Genomic DNA, 13,784 nt, shown 5'->3' on the forward strand with positions numbered 1-13,784 from the left:
AATATATAGTTGTTATACAGAAGCTTAAAAATAGTATTTTCTGTGCTAGTTAGTGATCTGGTCTAGCGGAATAATCTTAAGTCGCTTTCTACTACGACAATAACTCTGGATAATGTGTCTAGCATCTCTATTATCTTCCATAGGAGTTATAATAGATTTAAGTGTTTCTAGATCGTTGAGTTGAAAATCAGGTTTGTAATAACCTATTCCCATAAAAACACCATCTTCTATAAGTACTACAGAGCGTTCAATTGAGGTACGACCACGCTCCACGATTACCATACTCTTGTTTTTGTAGCTATGCTTGTCTAGAAAAGCTTGCACACGCTGGTTGTATGATTCTGGAGATTCCTCACCTATACAAGCGCCATTGCATTTTTTAATAGTATAATTAAAGCAGTTACCATTCTTTTCATTGTACAGTGTCTTATTCTGGCATAAATCATACGAGTCGATAATGCGCTCTAGATTAGCCTTTGCACTCATAGAGTTGCTATAAGTTGTTATAGATTCTTTGCGGCCATCTGCTCTTTCGGTCTTGAGGTGTATATAGCCTTCACTGTCTGTGTAGTGAGTGAGCTGTACTTTAAATTTAGTTCTGCGCAAGGCTCTATTAAACTTTGGCTTATTGCGTTTTATTTCTTCATTTTCCTTCAGAAGTGCAATGAGCTCAGTGCCTGTAGTCTGGTAGGTAACCGTTTCTACCTGATCTTGTATTTGCTTACTCTTACGATTATCATTAGTAAAATGTTGCGTAAGACGTTTTTTCATGTTTTTACTTTTGCCTATGTAAATGATGGTTCCATTCACATTATGCATAAAGTACACACCAGTCTCAGAAGGTACACTTCTTATGAGGTCCTTGAGTTTGGTATCCATATGCTTTTTTGGAAAAGAGCGTATGGCTTTAGTTATAATTGTCTTTTCTGGGTCTTTCTCTAGGAGTAACTTAAAAAGCTTTACCGTAGCAATAGCATCACCATCTGCTCTATGTCTGTTAGACATCGCGATTCCTAGTGCCTTCGTTAACTTGCCTAGGCTATAACTATCATGACCTGGTAGCAATTCTTGAGACAGCTCTACAGAGCAGAGCGTTGTTCTTTCAAAAGGATATCCGAGCCTGTCAAATTCTAGACTTAAAATGCGATAGTCAAACTGGGCATTATGAGCAACAATAATACATCCCTCGGTGATTTCAATAATACGCTTTGCTATCTCATGAAACTTTGGAGCATCTTTTAACATCCCGTTATTAATGCCAGTAAGTCCTACTACAAATGCTTGTATAGGGCGTTCAGGATTAACGAGAGTTATAAACTGATCAACAACTTCATGTCCGTCAAATTTATAAATGGCGATTTCTGTGATACCTTCTTCGTTGTACTTACCGCCAGTGGTTTCTATGTCTAGTATTGCGTAAATATGCTATTTTTTAAAATTCCAGTTTTTAGGGAATCACGTTGTTTTAAATGTAACTCAGAGTAATTAAAGTTATCTAGCACCAAAAATACTGCTTCCTACTCTAATCATGGTGCTCCCTTTGTCAATTGCGAGTTTATAATCACCACTCATTCCTGAGGATAGTATGGTGAGATTTGCGCTTTCGCGAAATCGTAAAAATAATCCTTCTAGCAACTCAAACTCTGCCGCAATTTGATCTTGGTTATCTGTAAAAGTTGCCATTCCCATCAGTCCTACCACATTTACATGGGGATAGTTTTCTAATGTGTTTTCTTCAAAAAGCTTCACGGCATCTTGAACATTCATGCCAAATTTTGAATCTTCACGAGCAATCTTAATCTGAATGAGAATATCAATCACTCGGTTGTTTGCCTCTGCCTGTTTGTTTACTTCTTTTATAAGTTTTAAACGATCTACAGCATGTATAAGGCTCACGTATGGAGCCATAAATTTAACTTTGTTTGTTTGAACGTGGCCTATCATATGCCACTCTATATCCTTGGGCATTTCTTCCCACTTGTCTGTCATTTCTTGAATCTTATTCTCCCCAAAAATGCGTTGCCCAGTTTCATAAGCCTCCATGAGGTCTGAAACAGGTTTAGTTTTTGAAACAGCTACAAGAGTAACATGTGAAGGAATGTTTTCGCGAAAGCGTAAGATATTTTCTGCTATACTCATTAAAATTCGTAAATGGTTACGCCACTGCGTAGTTTAGGTTCAATATACGTACTTTTTGGTGGCATTTTTAATCCAGCGTCTGCTATTTCTTTTAACTCATTTATAGTGACTGGTAGCATACCAAAGCTTACCGCATATTCCTTATTGTCTATACGGTCTGTTAAGCTTGTAATATCGCGCCTGCCATCTACATATACTATACGGTCATCATTTCTCAAGTCTATGATTCCTAAAATAGGTTTAAGTACAGTTTCATACAGTATGTGAGTATCTAGTCTGTCTAGTGGAGTATCAAAACTACGTAAGCTATGTCTCAAGTAAAGGCTGTAATACTCGCCATCCAGATACATATTGAAGTGATGTTTCTTTGATGGTTTATAGGGAGTGGTGCCGCGATTCTCAATTCTAAACTTGCTGTCTAGCGCTATTAAAAATGCTTCTTTACTCAGGCCGTTAAGGTCCTTTATGAGTCTATTAAACTCATAAATGAGTAACTCTGATTCAGGTATGAGGAAACTCATAAATGAATGGTAGGTCTCTTGATTTTTTGTGTGATTTTTAGAAAGTAGGGCAGAGGAAGAAGATCTATGGTGACCATCTGCAATGTAAAGGCTATCCATGCTGGCAAAAGCATGTTGCAGCTTTTCTATGGTCGCTGTGTCTGTTACTGGCCATAAGTGATGCGTATCACGATAGGTAGTTGTAAACTCATACTCGGCGCGATTGCTCATTACATTGTTGAGTATGCTCTTAATCTCATCAGAATTTTTATAGGTAAGTAATACAGCTTCTGCATTAAATCCCACCGTATCTAGATATTCTGTAAAAAGAGTCTCGCGATCTTCCAGCGTGTCTTCGTGCTTTTTTATAACGTCATTCTCATAGTCTTCTACAGAAGCGCTAGCTACAATACCACAAAAGGTATTCTTTTCTCTATCTACTATTCTATATACATAAAATGCAGGTTGCTCTTCCTTAACAAAGACACCATCATCTTTAAATTCTTGATAGCGATTGCGCACTAGTTCAAAACGTTGTTTCCCAGTGATTTCTTTTTGAAATTTATATCCAGGATTGATAATGTGTAAAAATGAGAACGGATTTTGTGCCATTCTGTGGTCGCGTCCTACTTGATCATAAAATTGGTAAGCGCGTGTAGCAACCAGCCCTACTTTGTCTCTAGTAGGTCTTACCGCACGGAATGGGAGAATTTTTGCCATGTTATATGTACTTAAGGCGCAAAACAATGCGCCTTTATTGAGCTTTGAGTAGTGTGGAGATTATGAAGCAAACATTGCTGCGACTTTCTCTGCCTTGCGACTTTCTTTATAATCGTAAAAACCTTCACTAGACTTCACTCCTAATTTTCCAGCTCTTACCATGTTTACTAAAAGCGGGCAAGGTGCATATTTTGGATTTTTAAATCCGTCGTGCATTACTTCAAGAATAGATAAACAAACATCTAGACCTATAAAATCTGCAAGTTGCAAAGGACCCATAGGGTGCGCCATTCCTAGTTTCATAACTGTGTCTATTTCATAAACACCAGCCACACCGTTGTATAATGTTTCTATAGCCTCATTAATCATAGGCATAAGGATGCGATTTGCTACAAATCCTGGGTAATCGTTAACCTCCACTGGTACTTTACCTAGCTTTTCAGAAAGTTCCATGATGGTCTTTGTAGTAAGGTCACTCGTATTATAACCTCTTATGATTTCTACAAGTTTCATGATAGGCACAGGGTTCATAAAGTGCATTCCTATTACTTGGTCTGGACGTTCTGTAACAGCCGCAATCTGAGTAATTGAAATAGAAGATGTGTTTGTAGCAAGTATGCATGAGTCACTTGTAGCGGCATCTAGAGATTCAAAAATCTTTAGTTTTAAATCTACATTTTCGGTAGCAGCTTCCACTACAAGCTCAGCATTCTTAACACCTTCTGCAAGGTTTGTGTACGTGGTGATGTTGTCAAGAGTTTGCTGCTTTTCTATAGCGGTAATACGCTCTTTGGCAACCATTCTATCTAGGTTTTTTGAGATAGTACTAATCCCACGGTCTAGTGAATCTTGAGAGATATCTACTAGTTGTACTTGGTAACCACTTTGAGCAAAAGTGTGTGCAATACCGTTACCCATTGTTCCTGCTCCTATAACTGCTATGTTTTTCATAAATGAAGTGCTTTGTGTGCTCCCTTGTAAAAGAGATTGTGTGTTTGAATATGTGTTTTCTAAAAATCTGCAATAATCATTTTTGCTACTCGTAAAGCTTCTGTTCCAGCCTTCAATGATACGATTGGGGTTGTGTTTTCTTTTATTGCTTTCGCGAAAGCGTCTAGCTCATCAAGTATTGCGTTATTGCTAGGTACATCTGGATTGTCAAAATAAATTTGCTTCTTGATTCCTTCTGCATTCTGAAGAATCATCGCAAAATCATCTGGAGATTCTGGAGCGTCTTTCATCTTTACAACCTCTACTTTTTTCTCAAGAAAATCTACCGAAATGTATGCGTCTTTCTGAAAGAAACGTGCTTTACGCATGTTTTTCATAGAGATACGACTCGCGGTAAGGTTTGCAACACATCCGTTTTCAAACTCAATACGGGCATTTGCAATATCTGGAGTTTCTGATATAACAGATACACCACTCGCATTGACACTTTTTACAGGACTATTTACAACACTTAGTATTGCATCAATGTCATGTATCATAAGGTCTAAAACCACAGGAACATCGGTTCCTCTTGGATTAAATTCTGCAAGTCTATGTGCCTCTATAAACATAGGGCTTTTAATGGAATCGCTCACAGACATAAATGCCGGATTGAAGCGTTCTACATGACCTACTTGACCTAGAACATTGTGTTCTTTTGCAAGCGTGAGTAGTTTTTCTGCCTCTTCAACTGTGTTTGTTATTGGTTTCTCAATAAAGAGGTGCTTTCCAGCTTTGATTACCTTTTCTGCACTTGCATAGTGAAAGGTGGTAGGAGTTACTACATCTACCATATCACAGGCGTTGATTAAATCTTCTTCGGTCTCAAAAGCAGTGTAACCAAATTCTTGAGAGATGGCATCTCTAACCTCTTTTGAGGTGTCGTAAAAACCTACAAGGTTGTAGTGTTCAGAAAGGTTAAGAAGTTTTAAGTGTATTTTTCCCAAGTGTCCAGCACCGAGTACGCCAGCTTTAAGCATAGTGTTTGATTTTTATACAAAAATAAGGTTTTAGATACTTTTTAATAGGATACAGCTTTCTACAAAGGAGATTTTTTTAGAATGGTTGTAAAATCTTACAGATAGGTATATTGATTTTCCAACTTTTCTTCTAATTTAGTAATCCATGAAAGACACTACTCGCCACCAAGGAAAACGCCGCCAACTTGTTCAAATATTGAGAGATAAGGGAATCACAAATGATCTTGTTCTCAATGCTATTGGGAAGATTCCGCGTCATTTTTTTATGGATAGTAGTTTTGAGCATCACGCGTATCAAGATAAAGCGTTTCCTATCGCTGCAGATCAAACCATCTCACAACCATATACAGTTGCTTTTCAAAGTGAATTAATGGAGATTAAGAAAGGACATCAGGTCCTCGAGATAGGAACGGGAAGCGGCTACCAAACCGCCGTGCTTTGTGAGCTAGGAGCAAAAGTATATTCTATAGAACGCCAGCAAGAATTATATAAGAAAACAAAGTTGTTTCTTACTAAGCTAGGTTATAGGCCTCGTTTTTTGAGTTTTGGCGATGGGTATAAAGGATTACCGTCTTATGCGCCTTTTGATAGTATTATAGTGACGGCTGGAGCTCCGTTTGTTCCAAAACCGCTACTCGCTCAACTTAAAATAGGAGGTAGGCTTATTATACCTGTAGGTGATGACCCACAAATCATGCAGCGCTACATACGAACCTCTGCCACTTCTTTTGAAAAAAAGGAATATGGAGAGTTTAGATTTGTACCGTTACTAGAGGATAAGAATTAGTGCATCTATCAACTAAGTGATTTTTACATAACATCACTAAAGAGTTATCTTTACAACTATGGAATTCTCTTCAAAACTTCTTGAAAATGCAGTCTATGAAATGTCTCAACTCCCAGGAGTAGGCAAACGTACTGCATTACGATTAGTATTACATTTATTACGCCAGCCAGATACACAGACACACCACCTTGCGGAGGCATTAAATACGATGCGCGATACTATTAAATTCTGTAAAAAGTGTCATAATATCTCAGATGTAGCATTGTGCGAGATATGCTCAAATCCTAATAGAGATGAAAGTATAGTTTGCGTGGTAGAAGACGTAAGGGATGTAATGGCGATAGAAAATACAAGTCAGTATCGTGGGTTATACCATGTGCTGGGAGGTAAAATCAGTCCGCTGGACGGTATAGGGCCTCAGGATTTAAATATTTTTTCACTTATAGATAGAGCAAAAAGCGGAGTGGTAAAAGAAGTGATTTTTGCACTAAGTTCTACTATGGAAGGAGATACTACAAACTTCTATATTTATAGACAGCTAGAAGCTTACGATATCGCAACCTCTACTATTGCTAGAGGTATTGCCGTAGGTGACGAGCTGGAGTATGCAGATGAGGTAACGCTAGGTAGAAGTATTTTACATCGCATACCATTTGAGAATTCTTTAAAGAATTAAATTAATATATTGTGCTTTGTTAAAAATGTAACACAATAGGCAGTATATATTAAGTGTTACCAGAAATAATAAACTCTTTTAAGCTTTTTGCAACTCTCCATAATCATTGTAAGTTATAATGTGATGCACTACCTAGAGTTATGTCTAGACAGTGTGCAAGATGCAATAGCTTTTACAGATGCAGAGATTATAGTGGTAGATAACGCTTCTATAGATGGCAGTGTACAAATGGTGAAGGATAAGTTTCCTACCGTAAAGATTGTTGCCAATAAGAAAAACGCTGGTTTTTCGTCTGCAAATAATCAAGGGGTTGCCTTAGCAAAGGGAACGCATATCTGTATTCTTAATCCGGATACAGTGGTTCCATCGAGTGTGTTTAGGAGTTTGCTAAAAATAACTACCCAAGAACAATATACCGGAGCACAAGGAGTACGTCTTGTAAATGGGAGAGGTGCTTATTTACCAGAAAGTAAGCGCAATGTTCCTACTCTCAGAGTTGCATTAAGTAAGATGATGGGTTATGGATCCTCTTATTATGCCACTCATATAGCGAGTGATGCTAGGGGTGAAGTAGCTATTCTAGTGGGTGCATTTATGTTTATGTCTCGTAATCTTTATGAGGAAGTGGGAGGATTTGATGAGCGCTATTTTATGTTCGGAGAAGATATAGACTTGTCTTACACCATTACAAAGGCCGGCTATAGCAATCACTATATAGGCGATGAGACGATATTGCATTTTAAAGGAGAGAGCACTGTAAGGGATGAGCACTATAGAAAGTGTTTTTATGGAGCAATGCAATTGTTTTATGAAAAGCATTTTAATAATAATGTATTCAAAGGTTTTCTTGTGAATACTGGTGTAAACTTGGCTAAGTTCAAAGCTGCATTTTTTAAAAAGTATTTACAGTCTCACCTGGTTGATAGCGAGAGTAACGTAAAAGAATATGTGCTGCTTACAGATAATACATTTTTGAGTGACGCTTTCGCGAAAGCGGTAACAAAACCTGTAACAGTTATCAGTGATATGTGTGTTCCTAAGGAATGGCAAGAGCTTGTTTTTGATGCGGAATATGTGGCGTATAGTGACATAATTAAGGAAATTATAACATATCGAGGTAGTGGTGCTACCTATAAAATCATTCCTAAAAATGGTACTTTTGCAATAGGCAGTAATAGTAGTCTAGGGAAGGGCGATGTAATTGAGTTTAATAGAGATTAATAATTTATAATCACTATTGGATTGATTTAATTACTATTTTTGCAAAAACGAGTATTAAAAACAGCTACATTTTACGAATATGGCAAGATTTGAATTAAAGCTACCAAAAATGGGAGAAAGTGTTGCAGAAGCAACGCTTACAACTTGGTTAAAAGAAGTAGGAGATACTATAGAGGCAGATGAGCCTGTACTAGAGATTGCTACAGATAAGGTAGATAGTGAAGTTCCTAGTGAAGTAGACGGTATTTTAATAGAAAAACTGTTTGAGGTAGATGATGTTGTAGAGGTAGGGCAGACTATTGCTATTATAGAAACCGAAGGTGAAGGGGGCGGAGACGCTACGCCAGCGCCAGCTCAAAAAGAAACTAAAGAAGAAGAGGTTGCAGTTGCTGCAGTCGCTCAAACTGTAACTGCTGCAAAAGACGCAGTAGCTACTCCTGTAAGTTCTGGAGACCGTTTTTACTCACCACTGGTGCGTAACATGGCTAAGGAAGAAGGTATTGATCAAGCAGAGCTTGATGCAATCGCAGGTACGGGTAAAGATGGTAGAGTGACTAAGGATGATATGGTAACATATCTTTCTACACGTGGTACAGCTCCGGCTAAGCCAGCTGCACAGAAACAAGCACCTGCTGCTAAGGCTGCTCCTGCAGTAAAAGCTACACCAGTAAGTGTAAATGGTGAAGATGAGATCATAGAGATGACACGTATGGGGAAACTCATATCGCATCACATGGTAGCATCTGTACAAACAAGTGCACACGTTCAATCATTTATTGAGGCAGATGTAACAAACATCTGGAACTGGAGAAAGAAACACAAAGATAGCTTCAAGGCAAAAGAAGGTCAGAATTTAACCTTTACTCCTATATTTATGGAGGCTGTTGCAAAAGCTATACGTGATTTCCCTATGATTAACATTGCCGTAGATGGTGATAAGATCATAAAACGTAAAAATATAAACCTAGGTATGGCAGCAGCTTTACCAGACGGTAACCTTATAGTACCTGTAATAAAAAATGCAGACCAGCTTAATCTTGTAGGGATGGCAAAGTCTGTTAATGATCTTGCGGGACGTGCTAGAGATGGAAAATTAAAACCAGATGATACTGCTGGAGGAACGTATACGGTAACAAATGTAGGGACCTTTGGATCTATCATGGGAACTCCTATTATCAATCAGCCGCAAGTTGCAATTCTTGCGCTAGGAGCAATACGCAAAGTACCAGCAGTGATAGAAACTCCAGACGGAGATTTTATCGGGATACGTATGAAAATGTACCTTTCACACTCTTATGACCATCGTGTGGTAAATGGAGCACTAGGCGGGCAGTTTGTAAAACGTGTTGCTGAGTATCTGGAAGGATTTGATGTAAATCGCGAAGTATAAGTAAAGCGATTAAAATTATATAAGCCAAAGGCGCAACGTGAGTTGCGCCTTTCTTGTTTTATAGGAGTTATTAATATCTGAGTTGTCGGGATCAGTTCTTTTTTAATCCTTTCCAGTTGTACTCACGTATGAAGTTTTTAATATCTACAATGCTCCAGTGCTTTCTTCCTTCAAACATTACTACTGGTAAATCTATAATCCCTCCTTTATAGCTTGAGTTTTTGAGATGATCAAACATAAAGTCATTCACCTTGTTGTTAGTGCTTACATCCAGCACACGGTATTTGTAATGATTTTTATTTAAAAAATCTGTGAGCAACTTACATTTCTCACAATCTGGCTCTGTAAATACGGTGAGTTCATCATCCTTTAGGGGTCTTATGTTTACAAACTCCTCTCTGTCTGCTCCTTTTCTGGTTGAGATGTCTTGCAATTCGTTCTCGTAAGTAAAAATCTTAGTGTAGGTGGGCTCCACTCCTTTGAGAGGGATAAGTGTAATCATGAGGACTTTTGAGTTAGGAGGAAGTTTTTTTATCACAGGCCTATCTGCGCTTCTTCTAAAGCCTTCACCTTGCACAATTAAAAAAGCCTCTTGCTCCTCGTCTGTATTGTTTTGAGCATAAAGTAGCCATCTTTTTGGTTGTTTATCTTCTATCAATTCTACAGCAGGCGTGTTGTTTTGTTGCGCTTTCGCGAAAAATTGAAACCCTGACACCAAGGCTATAAAAAGTAACAGTTGTAATCTATTCATCTGTTTTAGGAAGTTTTAAATTCTTAGTTAGTGAGTAATCCGATTCGAAAAATCGAATGTACGTTGGCTGAATTTTAGGCGATTTACTTCGAGGTGACTTCTTGAAGAATCGTGCCTTTGTATTATTAAAATCAATTGTAAATTGATCGTTTATATCATCTTTGGTGGTTGTAAAAAAAATGACTTTGCCCTCAAGTCTCCAGTTGCCGCGTGCCCACCAGTGCTCTTCTTCTTGACCTTTGAGTTGTCTAAAATTGTGATACTCAAATCTGCCATTTGGAGATAGGGTAAGTGACCTTGTGAATTTTGTACTAGTATTAAATTTTGATGATTCTGATGTGGTTTCAAATCCTTTACTATAAACTCCAGAGACATCATCTGTGGTAAATGCTGAGGTTTGTGCATTTCCCATTTTCGCGAAAGCGAAAATTAAAAAGGTCAACAGTAAAAATTTGTTTTTCATAACTATCTTAAAATCAAAAGACGGACCAAGATACAGAATCTACCATTTTTAATGAAAGAGGGAGTTAATTTTGTAGATTGAAACAAGTATTTTTGTGCCATGCAATTAAAAATTACAAGACCGATTTGCTTTTTTGACCTTGAGACTACTGGAATTAACGTAGCCAAAGATAGAATCGTAGAGATTTCTATTTTAAAGGTATTTCCAGATGGAAGGGAAGAAGAGTTTACAGAACGTATAAATCCTACAGTGCCTATTCCTGCGGTAACAACTGCGGTGCATGGAATAAGTGATGCAGATGTGGCAGACAAGCCTACATTTGCTGCTCGTGCAAAGGATGTTTATGACATTATAAAAGATGCAGATCTTGCGGGATTTAATTCTAATAGATTTGATATTCCATTACTAGTAGAAGAACTACTGCGCTCTGGGATTGATTTTGATATGAAAAATCGTAATGCCATTGATGTGCAAAACATTTTTCACAAGATGGAGCAACGCACACTTGTTGCAGCTTATAAATTTTATTGCGGTAAAGACCTTACTAATGCGCACAGCGCCTCTGCCGATACATGGGCAACCTATGAGGTTTTGAAGTCACAGCTTGACAGATATGATGAGCTAGAGAATGATATGAAATTCTTAGGTGACTTTAGTACGCGTAAAAAACAAGCAGATTTTGCTGGTTTCATAGGCTACGATAAGGATGATGTAGAGATTTTTACCTTCGGAAAACATAAAGGTAAAAAAGTAGAAGAGGTGCTAGATAATGAGCCAGGATATTTTGGTTGGATTCAAAATGCAGATTTCCCTCTTTACACTAAGAAAGTGCTTACGGCTATAAAACTGCGTAAACTTAACACTAAAGCATAGCTTATGAAACTTATATGTATAGGTCGTAATTATGCAAAGCATATTGCAGAGCTTGAGAATGAGCGTCCAGAACATCCAGTGGTGTTTTTAAAGCCAGATTCTTCTATTTTATTAAGTAAACATCCATTTGTGATACCGCCATTTTCTAATGATGTTCATCATGAGGTGGAAATTCTTGTAAAAATTAAGAAGATAGGGAAGTATATAGATCAGAAATATGCTAGTACCTATTATGATGAGATAGGTCTAGGTATTGACTTTACAGCTCGTGACTTACAAGCACAACTTAAAGAAAAAGGATTGCCATGGGAAAAAGCAAAGGGCTTTGACGGTGCTGCCGTAATAAGTTCAAAGTGGTTACCTGTGTCAGACTTTGACACTGTAGATGATATTTCTTTTCGCCTAGAGAATAATGACGTTACAGTTCAAGAAGGATCTACTAGTGAAATGCTATGGAAAATTGATGCTTTAATAAGTTATGTGTCTCAGTATTTTACACTTAAGATAGGAGATGTTATATTTACGGGAACGCCTGCGGGAGTTTCGCGAGTACAAGAAAATGATAAATTAAAAGGGTATATAGGAGAAACAGAGATGTTCTCTATAAACGTAAAATAAGACATGTTGAGACATTATAATCTAGAAAAAGTAAGAGAGATCGCTGGTGGTGATGAGGATTTTGTAGGCATTATCGTGGCAACATTCTTACAAGAAATTCCGCCAGATTTAGAGTCTATGCAAAGTGCTATTGCAAATAATAACCACAAGATGGCATATCAATTTGCACATAAAATGAAACCTAATCTCGATATGTTTGGTATTGACTTGTTAGGTCAAATTAAAGCGATGGAGAAGTGGAGTGATAGTAATAAGCCTACGTCTGCAATACAGTCTAAGCTAGATGATATAACCTCTACCTTAGGAACTGTGATTGCTGAGCTTCAAGAAGATTTTTAAATGAAAGCAGAAATTATAACGATAGGTGATGAGATTCTCATAGGCCAGATTGTAGATACTAATAGTGCTTACATATCATCTGCCCTCAATAAAATAGGAGTTTCTATATATCAGATTACTTCTATTCAAGATGATGAAAGTCATATACTAGAAGCCTTTGCAGCTGCACAATCTAGAGCAGATCTTGTGATTGTTACAGGCGGTCTAGGTCCTACTAAAGACGATATTACAAAGCATACCATATGTAAGTACTTTAATGATGAGCTAGTGTTCAATCAAGGTGTACTAGATCATGTAGCGCATCTCTTTAAGGAGTATATTAAAAAGCCAATGCTTGATGCAAATAAAACGCAAGCTATGGTGCCTAGTAAGGCAGAAGTGCTAGTAAACGAATTTGGTACTGCTCCAGGAATGTGGATTGAGAATGATAATACTATCTTTGTCTCTATGCCGGGTGTTCCTTATGAAATGAAGGGGCTTATGGAGAACGAAGTGCTGCCTCGTTTACAAAAGCAGTTTAAACTTCCTTATATACTACACAAAACGTTTTTAACTTACGGAATGGGTGAAAGTGCCATCGCCGAAAGGATAGAGCGCTTTGAGAATGAACTTCCTGCCGAAATTAAACTAGCTTATCTTCCTTCATTAGGTAGAGTACGTTTACGTTTATCTACTTCAGGTCTTTACAAAGAGGTGGTAGAGGTTGCTATGCAAGAACAAGCAGATAAGCTTTTACCTTTTATAGACGACATTTTTGTTGGGTATGAAAGCGATGGAGAATTTGAGCAAGTTGTAGCAGGCTTATTTGTTGAAAAAGGTAAAACACTTGCAATAGCAGAGAGTTGTACTGGAGGGCAAATGGTAGAGCGATTTACGGCACACAGCGGTGCTTCGCAATTTTTAAAGGGAAGTCTAGTCACTTATGCTACACAGTCTAAGGTTGATATTTTAGGCGTAGATCCAGAAGTAATTAAAGAGCATTCTGTCGTAAGTGCACAAGTGGCAGAGCAAATGGCTGTAAATGCTAGAAAACTTTATAAATCTGATATAGGTATTTCTACTACCGGTAACGCAGGGCCTTTAAAAGGAGATAGTGATGCAGAGGTGGGAACGGTTTATATAGGTATTGCTACAGAGAACGGTGTAACAGCGCATCATTTTATGATGGGTAATCATAGAGAGCGAGTAATAGGTAAGGCTGTAAATAAAGCCTTAGAGTTACTTAAAGAAGAATTACTCTCTAAGTAAAAATTATTTTAAGAGTACGCTTTCGCGAAAAAGTCCCATTTCAGTGCTTGCGCGAGACGAAATAAAGAGTAAAAGTAAAGAAAAGTGAA

General features: G+C 37.7%; 15 protein-coding genes. 8 read left to right on the top strand and 7 right to left on the bottom strand.

The window, feature by feature from the left end:
• Positions 1 to 45 precede the first annotated feature (45 nt).
• The 5 genes from SJY37_RS08795 to SJY37_RS08815 form a co-directional block, all read right to left on the bottom strand.
• Positions 46 to 1,422: an exonuclease domain-containing protein gene (locus tag SJY37_RS08795; protein WP_298326964.1), complete on the bottom strand. Its 1,377-nt coding sequence runs from the start codon at positions 1,420 to 1,422 to the stop codon at positions 46 to 48.
• Positions 1,423 to 1,491: 69 nt separating this feature from the next.
• On the bottom strand, positions 1,492 to 2,139 hold the full coding sequence (locus SJY37_RS08800; protein ID WP_298326426.1) for a YggS family pyridoxal phosphate-dependent enzyme: 648 nt from the start codon (positions 2,137 to 2,139) through the stop codon (positions 1,492 to 1,494).
• On the bottom strand, positions 2,139 to 3,359 hold the full coding sequence (locus SJY37_RS08805) for a DUF1015 domain-containing protein (RefSeq protein ID WP_298326423.1): 1,221 nt from the start codon (positions 3,357 to 3,359) through the stop codon (positions 2,139 to 2,141). Before SJY37_RS08805 ends, SJY37_RS08800 begins: the two co-directional genes overlap by 1 nt.
• A gap of 60 nt (positions 3,360 to 3,419) precedes the next feature.
• Positions 3,420 to 4,310 (bottom strand): 3-hydroxyacyl-CoA dehydrogenase family protein, encoded by an 891-nt coding sequence (locus tag SJY37_RS08810; RefSeq protein WP_013749903.1) that lies wholly within the window; start codon positions 4,308 to 4,310, stop codon positions 3,420 to 3,422.
• A gap of 59 nt (positions 4,311 to 4,369) precedes the next feature.
• Positions 4,370 to 5,329: a Gfo/Idh/MocA family protein gene (locus SJY37_RS08815; RefSeq protein WP_298326419.1), complete on the bottom strand. Its 960-nt coding sequence runs from the start codon at positions 5,327 to 5,329 to the stop codon at positions 4,370 to 4,372.
• A gap of 145 nt (positions 5,330 to 5,474) precedes the next feature.
• On the opposite strand from SJY37_RS08815, the gene SJY37_RS08820 reads away from it, so the two are divergent.
• The 4 genes from SJY37_RS08820 (at position 5,475) to SJY37_RS08835 (ending at position 9,403) form a co-directional block, all read left to right on the top strand.
• Complete coding sequence (locus tag SJY37_RS08820; RefSeq protein WP_108878144.1) at positions 5,475 to 6,116, top strand: protein-L-isoaspartate(D-aspartate) O-methyltransferase; 642 nt, start codon at positions 5,475 to 5,477, stop codon at positions 6,114 to 6,116.
• Between the two features lie 58 nt (positions 6,117 to 6,174).
• Positions 6,175 to 6,792 carry a recombination mediator RecR gene (gene recR / locus SJY37_RS08825; protein ID WP_379953014.1) on the top strand — a complete coding sequence of 206 codons (618 nt, stop codon included), beginning with the start codon at positions 6,175 to 6,177 and terminating at the stop codon, positions 6,790 to 6,792.
• A gap of 87 nt (positions 6,793 to 6,879) precedes the next feature.
• On the top strand, positions 6,880 to 8,013 hold the full coding sequence (locus SJY37_RS08830; protein ID WP_298326412.1) for a glycosyltransferase family 2 protein: 1,134 nt from the start codon (positions 6,880 to 6,882) through the stop codon (positions 8,011 to 8,013).
• A 79-nt stretch (positions 8,014 to 8,092) separates the two neighbouring features.
• A complete protein-coding gene (locus SJY37_RS08835; RefSeq protein ID WP_298326410.1) occupies positions 8,093 to 9,403 on the top strand; it encodes a dihydrolipoamide acetyltransferase family protein in 1,311 nt (436 codons plus the stop codon).
• 91 nt (positions 9,404 to 9,494) lie between these two features.
• Here SJY37_RS08835 and SJY37_RS08840 read toward each other — a convergent pair whose 3' ends face one another.
• Positions 9,495 to 10,154 (bottom strand): hypothetical protein, encoded by a 660-nt coding sequence (locus SJY37_RS08840; protein WP_298326407.1) that lies wholly within the window; start codon positions 10,152 to 10,154, stop codon positions 9,495 to 9,497.
• Complete coding sequence (locus SJY37_RS08845; RefSeq protein ID WP_298326402.1) at positions 10,147 to 10,617, bottom strand: hypothetical protein; 471 nt, start codon at positions 10,615 to 10,617, stop codon at positions 10,147 to 10,149. The genes SJY37_RS08840 and SJY37_RS08845 overlap by 8 nt, the downstream gene beginning before the upstream one ends.
• A gap of 99 nt (positions 10,618 to 10,716) precedes the next feature.
• On the opposite strand from SJY37_RS08845, the gene SJY37_RS08850 reads away from it, so the two are divergent.
• The 4 genes from SJY37_RS08850 to SJY37_RS08865 are packed head-to-tail and all read left to right on the top strand — an operon-like array spanning position 10,717 to position 13,695.
• Entirely contained in the window at positions 10,717 to 11,490 is a 774-nt protein-coding gene (locus SJY37_RS08850; RefSeq protein ID WP_298326399.1) for a 3'-5' exonuclease, read from the top strand.
• Positions 11,491 to 11,493: 3 nt separating this feature from the next.
• Positions 11,494 to 12,108 (top strand): fumarylacetoacetate hydrolase family protein, encoded by a 615-nt coding sequence (locus SJY37_RS08855; protein ID WP_298326396.1) that lies wholly within the window; start codon positions 11,494 to 11,496, stop codon positions 12,106 to 12,108.
• A 3-nt stretch (positions 12,109 to 12,111) separates the two neighbouring features.
• Positions 12,112 to 12,447, top strand: a complete 336-nt coding sequence (locus tag SJY37_RS08860) for an Hpt domain-containing protein (RefSeq protein ID WP_298326393.1) — start codon at positions 12,112 to 12,114, stop codon at positions 12,445 to 12,447.
• Positions 12,448 to 13,695, top strand: coding sequence for a competence/damage-inducible protein A (locus tag SJY37_RS08865; protein ID WP_298326391.1), 1,248 nt, complete (start codon positions 12,448 to 12,450; stop codon positions 13,693 to 13,695).
• Positions 13,696 to 13,784: the final 89 nt, after the last annotated feature.

This window comes from Dokdonia sp. R78006 (genome assembly GCF_042466145.1).
In the GTDB taxonomy this organism is placed as follows: domain Bacteria; phylum Bacteroidota; class Bacteroidia; order Flavobacteriales; family Flavobacteriaceae; genus Dokdonia.

Bases quoted from the DNA above. Each gene is read 5' to 3' on its own strand.
- SJY37_RS08800 (WP_298326426.1), bottom strand. From the start codon at position 2,139: ATGAGTATAGCAGAAAATATCTTACGCTTTCGCGAAAACATTCCTTCA.
- SJY37_RS08805 (WP_298326423.1), bottom strand. From the start codon at position 3,359: ATGGCAAAAATTCTCCCATTCCGTGCGGTAAGACCTACTAGAGACAAA.
- SJY37_RS08810 (WP_013749903.1), bottom strand. From the start codon at position 4,310: ATGAAAAACATAGCAGTTATAGGAGCAGGAACAATGGGTAACGGTATT.
- SJY37_RS08815 (WP_298326419.1), bottom strand. From the start codon at position 5,329: ATGCTTAAAGCTGGCGTACTCGGTGCTGGACACTTGGGAAAAATACAC.
- SJY37_RS08820 (WP_108878144.1), top strand. From the start codon at position 5,475: ATGAAAGACACTACTCGCCACCAAGGAAAACGCCGCCAACTTGTTCAA.
- recR (WP_379953014.1), top strand. From the start codon at position 6,175: ATGGAATTCTCTTCAAAACTTCTTGAAAATGCAGTCTATGAAATGTCT.
- SJY37_RS08835 (WP_298326410.1), top strand. From the start codon at position 8,093: ATGGCAAGATTTGAATTAAAGCTACCAAAAATGGGAGAAAGTGTTGCA.
- SJY37_RS08840 (WP_298326407.1), bottom strand. From the start codon at position 10,154: ATGAATAGATTACAACTGTTACTTTTTATAGCCTTGGTGTCAGGGTTT.
- SJY37_RS08845 (WP_298326402.1), bottom strand. From the start codon at position 10,617: ATGAAAAACAAATTTTTACTGTTGACCTTTTTAATTTTCGCTTTCGCG.
- SJY37_RS08850 (WP_298326399.1), top strand. From the start codon at position 10,717: ATGCAATTAAAAATTACAAGACCGATTTGCTTTTTTGACCTTGAGACT.
- SJY37_RS08855 (WP_298326396.1), top strand. From the start codon at position 11,494: ATGAAACTTATATGTATAGGTCGTAATTATGCAAAGCATATTGCAGAG.
- SJY37_RS08860 (WP_298326393.1), top strand. From the start codon at position 12,112: ATGTTGAGACATTATAATCTAGAAAAAGTAAGAGAGATCGCTGGTGGT.
- SJY37_RS08865 (WP_298326391.1), top strand. From the start codon at position 12,448: ATGAAAGCAGAAATTATAACGATAGGTGATGAGATTCTCATAGGCCAG.